This is a genomic window from Candidatus Eremiobacteraceae bacterium, assembly GCA_035710745.1.
In the GTDB taxonomy this organism is placed as follows: Bacteria; Vulcanimicrobiota; Vulcanimicrobiia; order Eremiobacterales; family Eremiobacteraceae; genus JANWLL01.
The window spans coordinates 26,704-37,811 of sequence record DASTCX010000006.1 but is presented as its reverse complement, the minus strand read 5'-3'; the positions used below and the strand labels follow the sequence as shown (position 1 = coordinate 37,811).

Annotated in this window: 8 protein-coding genes; 2 read left to right on the top strand and 6 right to left on the bottom strand. The window is 64.4% G+C overall.

What is annotated here, in order from left to right; translation table 11 throughout:
- Nucleotides 1-38: 38 nt before the first annotated feature.
- The gene (locus VFO25_02785) at nt 39-1,103 is read right to left on the bottom strand and encodes a hypothetical protein (GenBank protein ID HET9341829.1); all 1,065 of its coding nucleotides are present in this window, start codon (nt 1,101-1,103) and stop codon (nt 39-41) included.
- Nucleotides 1,104-1,221: 118 nt separating this feature from the next.
- Between VFO25_02785 and VFO25_02780 the strand changes: the two genes are divergently transcribed.
- Complete coding sequence (locus VFO25_02780) at nt 1,222-2,334, top strand: aminotransferase class I/II-fold pyridoxal phosphate-dependent enzyme (protein HET9341828.1); 1,113 nt, start codon at nt 1,222-1,224, stop codon at nt 2,332-2,334.
- Here VFO25_02780 and VFO25_02775 read toward each other — a convergent pair.
- From VFO25_02775 to VFO25_02760, 4 genes are all read right to left on the bottom strand, one after another.
- Nucleotides 2,331-2,819 carry a GNAT family N-acetyltransferase gene (locus tag VFO25_02775; protein HET9341827.1) on the bottom strand — a complete coding sequence of 163 codons (489 nt, stop codon included), beginning with the start codon at nt 2,817-2,819 and terminating at the stop codon, nt 2,331-2,333. The two genes, VFO25_02780 and VFO25_02775, sit on opposite strands and share 4 nt — an antisense overlap.
- Before the next feature lie 47 nt (nt 2,820-2,866).
- Nucleotides 2,867-4,510 carry a peptide ABC transporter substrate-binding protein gene (locus tag VFO25_02770; protein ID HET9341826.1) on the bottom strand — a complete coding sequence of 548 codons (1,644 nt, stop codon included), beginning with the start codon at nt 4,508-4,510 and terminating at the stop codon, nt 2,867-2,869.
- Entirely contained in the window at nt 4,507-6,852 is a 2,346-nt protein-coding gene (locus VFO25_02765; GenBank protein HET9341825.1) for an EAL domain-containing protein, read from the bottom strand. The genes VFO25_02770 and VFO25_02765 overlap by 4 nt, the downstream gene beginning before the upstream one ends.
- A gap of 69 nt (nt 6,853-6,921) precedes the next feature.
- The gene (locus VFO25_02760) at nt 6,922-7,572 is read right to left on the bottom strand and encodes a pyridoxamine 5'-phosphate oxidase family protein (protein ID HET9341824.1); all 651 of its coding nucleotides are present in this window, start codon (nt 7,570-7,572) and stop codon (nt 6,922-6,924) included.
- A gap of 110 nt (nt 7,573-7,682) precedes the next feature.
- Between VFO25_02760 and VFO25_02755 the strand changes: the two genes are divergently transcribed.
- Nucleotides 7,683-10,169, top strand: coding sequence for an amylo-alpha-1,6-glucosidase (locus VFO25_02755; GenBank protein ID HET9341823.1), 2,487 nt, complete (start codon nt 7,683-7,685; stop codon nt 10,167-10,169).
- 34 nt (nt 10,170-10,203) lie between these two features.
- Here VFO25_02755 and VFO25_02750 read toward each other — a convergent pair whose 3' ends face one another.
- On the bottom strand, nt 10,204-11,106 hold the full coding sequence (locus tag VFO25_02750; protein HET9341822.1) for an NAD(P)-dependent oxidoreductase: 903 nt from the start codon (nt 11,104-11,106) through the stop codon (nt 10,204-10,206).
- Nucleotides 11,107-11,108: the final 2 nt, after the last annotated feature.

The following is an 11,108-nucleotide window of genomic DNA, read 5'->3' as shown; positions in this document are numbered from 1 at the left end:
CGGCGGTCGACCGTAAGGATCGACCGCTCCATCCCATTCTAGGGCGGCATCTTGTCGAGATTGGATGTGCCGAGAGACGAAGGTATCGAAAGCGGATCTGCCCCCTGCACGTTCGGCGTGTTTCGAACGACACCGGCGATCATGTCGTGCCAGGCCTGCGTCAGCGACGGCATGAGCGTCGGGACCATGTGCGTACCGTTCGGCTCCTGATAGAACCCGGTCGGAACCCCGACGCCCGCGAGCCAGTCGGCCGTCATCTCGCCGTATATGGGCGGGATGCTTTGATCGAGCTTGCCGTTGACGACGTAAATCGGCGTGTTTCGCCAGACCTTGAGCACCGATGCGGTCTCGCTGTTGAGGATCGATCCTGAAATGCAGAGGACCGCGTGCCAGACGGTGCCATGCGTCGGCCCGATCTTGAACACGGAGAAGCCGCCCATCGAGTAGCCGGCGAGGTACACGTGATGCGCATCGATGCCGTACGCCTTCGCGACGGCGTCGGCTGTCTGATAGACGTCGTCGCTCGCGACCCCCCAGAAATCGTAGTTGCCGCGACCCCACGGTGCAGCGACAATGCTGTTCGTCGAATCGGCGAGTGTTTGGAAATACGGCGGCGCGAGAAGGTTTGTTTCAGTCTGCGGCTGGCCGTGGAGTAAGATGACGAGCGTCGGGTCCGGCTTGAGCGCGCGCGGCACGTAAAGGGCAAAAGGCTGCCAGGTGCCGTCGGTCGTCGACTTGATGAGGCGCTCCGCAAGTCCACTGACGCCGCCGATCTGCTCGTACCTGCCGCTCAAGACTTGATCGACGATGCTCGCGTCGAGCATCGCACCGTTGCGCAACCGCTCTTGATACGTCGCCGGCGTGTAGCCCTGCGGCATTGTCGGGTCGTCGAACGCTTCCATATCGTCGGCGAGCCGGGAGCCGAGCGCCTCCGCTTGGTCCTCTCCCATCGCCCGATTCGCGATGGCGAGATGCGCCTGGAGCCTGACGAGCGCATCAGCGGCGATCTGTGAGGGCGACTTGGTCGCCGCAGGGGCGGTGGGCGAAGGTGCCGGTGGTGCCAACGCCAGGGTTGCAGCTGCGACCGCTGCGAGCAGTATCATCGGCGGATATTTCGACGATGCGTTTCCTCTCGCCCCCGCCCGACTTGACAACGCACTGTCAATGTGACGCCGATTTTTCCGCGGAGGGCGAGCCCTAAGAGGCGACAAAGTCGCGGCGATGCGCATCGCCGAATTCAAGCTCGAACGCTACTTCGCGCGCTGGGAATTCGTAGCGAAACTGCTTCTCGGCTCGTCCGACGCTGAGTCATTCGGGCTTGAAGAACTCCTGACACTCGCCGACGATGACAGCCGCAAGCTTTGGCGCGATATGCGGTTCGGCTATACCGAATCCCCGGGGCATCCGGAATTGCGCGAGGCCATCGCGCGAAACTACGACGGCATCAGCGCTGATGACGTCCTCGTGTTCGCCGGCGCCGAAGAAGCGATCTTCACGTTTGCGAACGTCGCGCTCGCCGCGGGTGATCACGCCGTCGTCATGTGGCCGGCGTACCAGTCGCTCCACGAGACGGCGCGTGCCGCAGGCGCGGATGTCTCGCTCCTGCGCCTCCGCTACGACAAGGCGTGGGCGCTCGATCCCGACCAGCTCGCGTCGCTCGTGCGGCCGACGACCGCTTGCGTCGTGTTCAACATCCCGCACAATCCGACGGGCGCCATTCCCGAACGCCGAGCTTTTGAGGCCTCCGTCACGCTGTGCGAACGCACCGGTGCGCGCCTTTTCGTCGACGAGGTCTATCGCTATGGCGAGCTCGACGAAAAGAATCGGCTGCCCGCAGCGTGCGAGGCGTCGCCGACCGCGGTCAGTCTCGGCGGTCTCGCGAAACCGTTCGGCCTCGCCGGACTACGGATCGGATGGATCGCGACAAGAGACCGGCCGTTTCTCCGGCGCCTCGCCGCCTTCAAGGATTATCTCACCATTTGCAGCTCAGCCCCGAGCGAACTGCTCGCGATCGCCGCATTGCGGGCGCGCGACCGAGTGCTTGCACGTAACAAGGCGATCGCGCTGGCGAATCTCTCGTTGCTCGACGAGCTCTTCGCACGTCGAGCGGAAGAACTTGAATGGATCCGGCCGCCGTCTTGGCCGATCGGCTTTCCGCGACTGCTCAGGGCCGAGCCTATCGAAGAGTTCGCTGCACGGCTTGTCGAGCACACCGGCGTCATGATCGCACCCGAGACGATCTTCGATCATCGCGGCAATCATTTCCGCATCGGATTTGGGCGGCGAGATATGCCGCGGGCTCTCGAGCGCTTCGAGGCGTTCCTCGACGCTTAAGGGTGCTCCGGTTCGTCGAGGCGCAGCTCCATCTCGTCGCTCGGCGTGAATCCCATCAAGGTATAGACCGGTCTGCCCATCTGCGACGACCGGAGACGGACGACTTCGCAGCCTTTGGCGCGCGCCCACTCGATCGTCATCCTCGTCAGCGCCGACGCGATGCCCTTGCGGCGCCCGGTGGGTTCCACCCACACGTTGCTGACGTATGCCGAAGGACGTGCGAAGATCGTGCTGCGATGATTCTTCAATAAGTATACGGCAGCGACGCCTAGCGGGCGCCCCTCCGTCTCGGCCACGAAGAGCGCGGCATGTCCCTGCGCCATCCTCGTGCTGTAGAACTCGACGTAGCGCTCGCGCCAACCGGGATACGCCTCGTCGGCATCGCGGCCGTCGAGCTCGAGGATCATCTTATGACGCATGTCTTTCGCGACGTCGATCTCAGCGGCGGTCAGCTGGCGGATCTTCGCCGCGGCGATCTCGTGCATGCGGAGAGGCTTATCTTGCGGACCACACGCGACCTACTCGGCGAGCGTCAGATCTCCCACTGCCAGGAGTTCCAGAACGGACTCACGGCCTGCGCGGGTCGGTAGTTCTTCAGATCGACGTTGACGACGTCTTGGCGCTGCTGGAACCAGATGACGAAGATCGGCAGGTCGTCGGTCAACACTAACTGCACGCGCTGATAATCAGCCTTTCGCGCCGCCCGCCCGTGGTCCGTGAGCGCGCGTCCTTCCGCCGCGTCGAGCGCCGGATCGCAGTAGTTGTAAATGTTCCAGCCGGCTGGAGGCCTCAGCGAGCAGAGGAACAACTGCGACTCGTCCGGGTCGACGCCATTCGCCCACTCCTCGAACGCGACGTCGAAATGTCCGAGCTGTTCGACGCCGCCCTCCGCCTGACTCGAATACAGCTTGTCGGAAGAGTAGTTGCGGACGACGAGGTCGACGCCGACCTCGCGCCACTGCAGTCTTATCCATTGCTCGGCGTCGGTCGTCGTCGACGACCCCGAATCGCCGACCATGACGAGCCGCAGCGGCTTGCCATCGCGATAGCGCAGGCCGTCGGGGTGAAGATCCCAACCCGCCTCGTCGAGCAGATGAGCGGCGAGGCGCGGATCGTACGGGTACTTGTGGACGTCGTCCGAGTGCGCCCACGAGAACGCCGGCTGATCGCTGTTCGTCGGCAGGTTCACGCCGTGCGTCACGTGCGTGATGAGCTGTTCGCGATCGGTCGCGTACGCGAGCGCGCGACGCACGCGCACGTCGCGGAGCTGCGGCCGCGAAAGGTTGAATCCGATGTCGCTGAAGCGCGTGAACGGGTAGAGGTAGACCGTCATGCCGCGGATGCCGTGGAGCTGCGGCTCGAGCGCCTGCGCGGCGTCGACGTAGAAGTCGACCTTGTGGTCTTTGACCAGCTCGAGCGCCGCCTCATCGCTCGGTGCCACGGTGAAATCGATCTCATGGATCTTCGGCTGCCCGCGCCAGTACTTATCGTTCGCGACCATCTTGATGTCGCCGTTTTCGTCGGAGACCACCCTGAACGGGCCCGTGCCGAGCGGCACCTCGTTGAACGGCGCGTCGTTGATGCTCGCGTACTTGCTCAATACGTGCTTGGGCATGATCGGATACGTCGTCGCGGACATCGCGAAGAACGTCGCGACGAACGGCGCCCACTTGTGCCGTAGGTGGACGACGACCGTGTATGGGTCCGGCGTGTCGATCCGCCTCACGAGCTCGTAGCCCTGGCGGCTGCCGACGTCGTTACGCGGGTTCATCACCTGGCGCCACGTGTAGACGACGTCCGCGGCCGTGAAAGGCTCGCCGTCCTGCCACAGGACCCCGCGCCTCAGATGATACGTGATTCGCAAGCCGTCGGCGCTGACACCGCCGTTCTCGACGGTCGGCGTCGTCAACGCGAGCTCGGGGCGCATGTCGTTCGCGCCGTTGAGCGAGAACAGATACGCGCCCCAGAACATGGCGAGATCCGTGTCGATCACCTGCGTGCCGAGCAACGGGTTCAGGTTGTCCGGTTTCGTCGCTCCCACCATGCGAAGCAGCCCATCGCGGGTCCACGAGTTCGCGTGCGTCTCGACCGCTCTCGCCGGCCACGCGAAAGGCGTGCAACCCGCGCTGGCGAGCGCAAAGGCGGTCATGAGAACGGCTCCGAGCGCTCGCTTCACGCCTGCAATCTCCGGAAGCGGTCGAAGAGCCGGATCGTCGCTTCGGCGGGGACCGGGCCGCTGAAGTGGATGCCTTGCGCCTCGTCGCAGCCAAGGCGTCGCAGCTTGAGCAGTTGGACCTGCTTTTCGACGCCCTCGGCGATGACGCGGATGCGCAAACTTTTCGCGAGCGTGATGATCGCAAGCGAGATAGCGTCGTCGAACGGATCGACCGTGAGATCGTCGATGAACGATCGGTCGATCTTGATCGAAGAGATGGGGAAATTCTTGAGATAGCTGAACGAGCTGTAGCCGGTGCCGAAGTCGTCCATCGAAACGCCGACGCCCATCTCGCGCAGCTGCACGAGCGCGTCCATCGTCGCTTTCACGTTGCTCATGACGAGGCTTTCGGTCAGCTCGAGCTCGAGGGTCCCGGGCGAGATCCCGTGGCGCTCGACGCAGCGGCGAACCGTATCGACGAGGTCGCGCTGCTGGAACTGTCGCGCGGAGATGTTGACGGTGACGCGGCCGCTCGGGCAATCAAGCCGCTCCCACTCCTTCTGCTGGCGGCACGCCTGATCCAGAACCCAGTCGCCGAGCGGCACGATGAGACCCGTGTCTTCGGCGAGCGGGATGAAATTGTCCGGGAGCATGAGGCCGCGCGTCGGGTGTTGCCAGCGCACGAGCGCTTCGAAACCGGTGATGCGTCCGTCCGACAGCGCGACGATCGGCTGGTAGTGGATGACGAACTCGTCGCGCTCGATCGCACGGCGCAGCTCGCTTTCGAGCGAGAGCCGGCGAAGCGTCGCCTCATGGAGCGCCGCCGTGTAGTACTGGACGTTGTTCCGGCCCGTGTCCTTCGCATGATACATCGCAGCGTCGGCGTTCTTGATTAGCGTATCCACGTCGACCCCGTCACGCGGATAGAGCGCGATACCGATGCTCGTCGAGATGAAAAACTCGTCGTCTCCGACCAGGAAGGGCGCATCGAAGGCTGCGACGATCTTGTCGGCGACGGTACGCACGTCAGCTTCGGTGGCGGCGTCCGATAGGATGACGATGAACTCGTCGCCGCCAGGACGCGCGACCGTGTCGCTCCCACGCACCGCGCGCGCGAGCCGCTCGGCTGCGGCCTTGAGCACTTCGTCGCCGACGCCGTGGCCAAGCGTGTCGTTGACGATCTTGAAGCGATCGAGGTCGAGGTAGAGCACGGCGAGCGAACGGCCATGTCGCTGCGCGAACGAGAGCAGCTGCGTCAATCGCTCGAGAAGGAGCAGCCGGTTCGGCAGCCCGGTCAGCGCGTCGTGGTGCGCGAGGTGCGCGAGTTGATCCTCGGCCTGCTTGCGTCGCGTGACGTCGAGCAGCGTACCGATGAGCTGGGCCGGCAAACCGGCGGAATCGAACGCGTACTCAGCCTGTTCCTGGATGTGTGAGATCGAGCCGTCAGCGCGGATGATACGATGATCGACGCTGTACGGAGCGTACTCGTGCTCGGCCGCTCGCACGATCCGGTTGACCTGCGGTGCGTCTTCCGGGTGATCGAACTCGCGGAGCAAACCTTCTCGGATCTCGCTCTTGTCGACGCCGAAAATCCGGCACATCTCGTCGGACCACGTGAGTTTCCCGCTGCGCAGATCACGTGTCCAGTTGCCCACGCGCGCGACGCGCTGGGCGTTGACGAGGCTCGTGTTCGCGTCGGTGAGCTCTTGCAAGTAGCGGTGTTCGACGCGCCGGTTGTTCCTGTACATGCCGACCGTCGTGACGATGAAGACGAGCGTCATGATCGCTAGCTCGACGACCGCGACGATCACGCGGAAGCGGGCGACGCCGCCGGACGCTTGGGCTTGTTCGTCGACCGTTTGGTTGAGCCAGCCGACGTCGTCGTCGAGCGTGTCGAACAAGAGCTCGCCGGTACGCTGGCGGCTCTGCGCGAGCTCGCCGGCCGGATCGTGGATGAGCGGGCCCGCGACCATGTCGCTCCACTGGTCGTGGACGCGTCCGACGTCGACGATGTACGGCTGCGTGCCGCTCAGTCCGACGTTCCACATGTAGCTGCGCAGATCGTCGAGCTGGCGCTCGAAGTCGTTATGCGCCTGCCTATAGGGCTTGAGATATTCGGGATCGCGCGTGCTCGTGTAACCGCGCATGCTCGACTCTTCGCGGAAGAGCGAACCGACCATCTGCTGCGTCAGCTGACGCGCGTTGTACAGCGACTCGGTGTGCGCGAACGCGCTCGAGATCGATTGATAGTTGTAGACTGCGCCGGCGAACGCGATCGCGACCAGGAACGAAACGACGACCTTGCTGCGGCGCGTCTGCTCACGGCCGAGCGATGAGCCGTCGGACGACACGCGGGGCCCCATACTAATAGTAGATATCGGCGGTCGGGGCGGTCTAGGCGCCGTACGTGACCCTCGTCACAGGCGCGTGGATTACACCCTTTCGAAACGGTCGAATCGAGGAGGCGTCGATGTCGGATCGCAGCCCGCATCCGGGATCGGATCGCCCGCCACGACGCGCAGCGGAAGCACGCCCGCCCAAACCGGCAGCGCCAGATCTTCATCCTTGTCGATGGGCGGCCCGGTACGCACCTTCGCCGAGAACTCTTCGAGCGGCAGACGGAGAACCGAGGTCGCTGCGAGCTCGTTCTCGGTCGGCGGCCGCGCGTCTCCCCAGCGCCCCTTGAGCAGTTTATCGGTGAACGCGGCGAGCGCGTCGCGTTTTGAATCGACGTCGTCGACGACGGTCGCGGTGCCGAGGACGACGACGGAGCGATAGTTCATCGAATGGTTGAACACCGAGCGTGCGAGCACGATGCCGTCGACGAGCGTCACCGTCAAGCTCATCGGAGCGCCGGCGCCGATTTGGCGGAGCATCCGGCTGGCAGCGGATCCGTGGAAATAGACGATGTCGCCGATGCGCGCGAATAAGGTCGGGATGACGTACGGCTGGCCGTCAACTACGAAACCGATATGGCAGACGAGCGCCTCGTCGAGGATACTATAGGTCGATTCGCGGTCGTAGACGCCGCGATGTGGTTCGCGGACGACGCGCGTTCGCTTCGTCGGCTCGATTTTTTTCATCCGTATCCTCCCGTACCGGCGGCCACGATATCACAGGAACCGGGCCAAGTCAAGCAAACGACTGGTTTCTGCCGGCGTTCGTGCGGGCACGCTATCATCGATAGGATACAATGAAGACACTCATATCCGAGTCGGGCGCTCCCTTGTCGTACCAATTGCCCGACGACCGCATCGCCGCGGGCGCGTCGCTTGGCAACAGCGCGATCTGGACGCAGATCAAGAGCAATGGATCGGTCGAGCGCATCTTCTCGAACAGGCTCGGCGCCAACGTGACGGGCTCGATCACCATCCAATATGCCGGCGTCGGGGGGCCGATCGTGCGGCATGCCGACCATTCGACCGAGACGACGACTGAGGCCGGCCACGTTCCGCTTCGAAAGGAAGCGGCCGGCGAGTTCCAGCTCGACCCCGCGAGCCAACAGCATCGCTTCGTCCTCCCCGGCGCGATCCACGTCGCCGAGACGATCTTCGTGCCGTTCGGACCGATCGACCGCGTCGGCGGCGATCCGCCGCTGCTCTACCAGTCCATCAGGCTCGAGAACCGTTCTCGGCTTGCGGCATCGCTGCGCGTCACGGCCTTCGCGAGGATGTGCGGCAGCACGCCGCCCGATATCGAGGTGCGTTTCGATGACGTGATCGGCGCGCTCGTCGCGACGAGCGCGAGCGACCCGACGAACGTCCGCGTCTTCGGCACGACAGCGCCATTCGCACGACACGCCGCGACATCGGATTTCGGCAGCGCGTACGATCCGCTCATCGCGAAGACGCTCGACGGCGACGTCTCCGCGACCGGCGACGTCCTCGCATGCCTGCAATCGGACTTCGATCTCGCACCGGGCGACACGATCCGCTTCGCCGTCGTCACCGGCGTCTACGCATCGCTCGACGAGGCGCGGCGCGACTATACGAAGCGCGAGCGCGGCGAAACGGCGCTTGCGCGGACGCAGCGTCATCTCGATGAAGCGCTCGCCGTGTCGCAGGTCCTCACGCCGGACCATCAGGTCAACCTCGGCGCTGCATGGAGCAAGGTGAATATGCGCCGCGTCATGGCGCGTTACCCGACTGGCCTTGCCTTCACCAACGATCCGGGTGCGTCATCGAACGTCGTCGCGCGCGATGCCGTGTGGTACTCCATCGGCTGCGACCACTTCATGCCCGCCTTCTCACGCGCGATGCTCGATATGTTCGCAGCGCTCCAATACGAAAACGGCAAGATCCCCGAATACTACAACGCGCTCGACCGCACGGTGGAAGACTACGGGCTGAACATCAACGACGACACGCCGCTGTTCATCCATGGCGTCAACCACCACTACCGTTCGACCGGCGACGGCGAGTGGCTGCGGCGTATCTACCCAGCGGTCGAAAAGGCGGCGAGATACATCGCCTCGCAGATGGACGAGCGCGGCCTCGTCATGTGCACCGCGAACGATCCGCGCGGCAACGCATGGGCCATCGCCGGCTGGCGCAACATCATCAACGGCTACCGCATCAACGGCGCGGTGACGGAGATCAACGCGCTTTGTGCGGCCGCCCTGCGTTCGACGAACCACCTCGCGCAAAACGTCGGGCAGACCAAGAAACAAGCCGCGTGGTCGTTCTCCGCCTACGAAAGCATCCGCAACGCGATGGAGCGCCATCTCCGCAATCCGGAGAACGGCCTCTACTACCTGAACATCGACGTCGACGGCGTCAAACATTCCGACGTCACCGGCGACGAGATCTTCCCCGTCCTCCTGCGCGTCTGCGACGACGAGACGGGCTACCGCATCGTCAGCCGTTTGAACGCGCCCGATTTCTGGACGAGAGCGGGCCTGCGGACGGTCTCGCGCGACGATCCGCTCTACGAGCCGACCGCGTTCACAGGTCTGCTCGGCGGCGTGTGGCCCGGCCTCACGTGGTGGTACGCATTCGCGGCGGCGCGATACCACCCCGAATTCATGGTGCGCGCTCTGAGATCGTCCTTCGTCCACTATTCCGAGGCGAGCGCGGCGCACAACACCGTGCCGGGAGAGTTCAGCGAGTGGTTCGATGGTGAGACGCTCGTCAACCGCGGCATGCGCCTGAGCCCTTGGGAGCCGCCGCGCTTCCTATGGGCGGCGATCGAAGGTGTTTGCGGTTTCACGCTCAGCCCGGAAACGCCGCGCATCAACCCGCTCATACCGCCGGCTTGGCGATGGGTGGGATTGCGGCGGCTCCCATACCACGGCGAAGAGGTCTCCTATTTCGCAGTGCGCCAGGAAGGCAAGCTCAACGTCTTCGCGACGTGCGAGGTGGAGACGAAGAACGACGCCCACGAATACGAAGAGGACATCACCGATTCGATCGTCGTGCTCGCTGCGAACGCGTCGACGATCGCCCTTCGGCGCGGATCGCAGATGATGATCATGGTCGGCAACTCGGGTGCGCAGACGACGAACGCGCCGGTCGATCTCAGCCGCGTCGTCAGCCCGGACAAGCAGTACGAATTGCGGGTCTACAACAGCGAGCGCGACGCGTGGATCGACACGACGACGCTAGCGGGTTCCCAGCTCCAGTCGCTCGCAGTGCCGATCGAGGTGCTCGGCTTCCGGCTCTTATCGCTGCGAGAAGTGTAGTAAGCCGAGCGAAGCTCGGCCTACTACTCGTATCCTAGCCGTCTCCGCTCGCACTTCCGTTCTGACCGGCGGCGGGTGCGACGGCGACGAGTCCGAGCGCGCTCAGGTCGAGGTCGCCGCGTCCGCTCTTGATGAGACGCAGCAGCCGATGGAGGACGAGCTCGAGGCCGGGCACATCGGCGCCGCCTTGTCGCGCTGCCTGTACCATGAGGTCGACGTCCTTTGCGGCCATCGACGCTTGGAATGCCGGCGTGTAGTCGCCGTGCGCCATGCGCGGTCCGCGGATCTTGATCGTCCGTCCGGGATCGAAATGATCGAACAGTTCGAGCGCGCGTTCCGGCGCGATGCCGCACGCACGGCCAAGGGCGAAGAACTCGGCGAGCGCCTGCGTGATGTTGACGAGCATCGAGTTCGCCATGAGCTTGAGCGAGGCGGCATCTTGCTCGGCCTCGCCGACATACCATTGCCGGACGATGATCTCTTCGAGCCTCGACTTGCTCGCATCGTAGACGCCTCGATCCCCGGCGACGATCATCAACCCTTCGCCGTCGGCGACGTTGGTCGGCCCGGCCAGCACCGGCGCGTGCAGGTAACGCCAACCCCCCGACTTGACGCGCTGCGCGCGCGGACCCGTCGCGATCATCGATACCGTGCTGTGGTCGACGACGAGCGAGCCTTGGGGGAGCGTCTTGAGCGCACCGTCGTTGTCGAAGAGCGCGTGATCGACTGCGTCGTCATTCGCGAGCATGAGATGGATCTCGGAGGCGGGATCAGCGGCGTCAGCCGGCGTTTTGCAAGCGACGCCGCCTTCTTCCGCCCATTTCGCGGCCTTCGCAGGCGTGCGGTTCCACACGCGGACCATATGTCCGGCCTTGCGCAGCCGTCCGGCCATCGGGGCGCCCATCAACCCGATGCCGCAGAATGCGATGGTGGCCATCG

Excerpts from the sequence above, each read along its gene's own strand:
- VFO25_02785 (HET9341829.1), bottom strand. The coding sequence starts at position 1,103 with ATGATACTGCTCGCAGCGGTCGCAGCTGCAACCCTGGCGTTGGCACCA.
- VFO25_02750 (HET9341822.1), bottom strand. The coding sequence starts at position 11,106 with ATGGCCACCATCGCATTCTGCGGCATCGGGTTGATGGGCGCCCCGATG.
- VFO25_02755 (HET9341823.1), top strand. The coding sequence starts at position 7,683 with ATGAAGACACTCATATCCGAGTCGGGCGCTCCCTTGTCGTACCAATTG.
- VFO25_02760 (HET9341824.1), bottom strand. The coding sequence starts at position 7,572 with ATGAAAAAAATCGAGCCGACGAAGCGAACGCGCGTCGTCCGCGAACCA.
- VFO25_02780 (HET9341828.1), top strand. The coding sequence starts at position 1,222 with ATGCGCATCGCCGAATTCAAGCTCGAACGCTACTTCGCGCGCTGGGAA.
- VFO25_02765 (HET9341825.1), bottom strand. The coding sequence starts at position 6,852 with ATGGGGCCCCGCGTGTCGTCCGACGGCTCATCGCTCGGCCGTGAGCAG.
- VFO25_02775 (HET9341827.1), bottom strand. The coding sequence starts at position 2,819 with ATGCACGAGATCGCCGCGGCGAAGATCCGCCAGCTGACCGCCGCTGAG.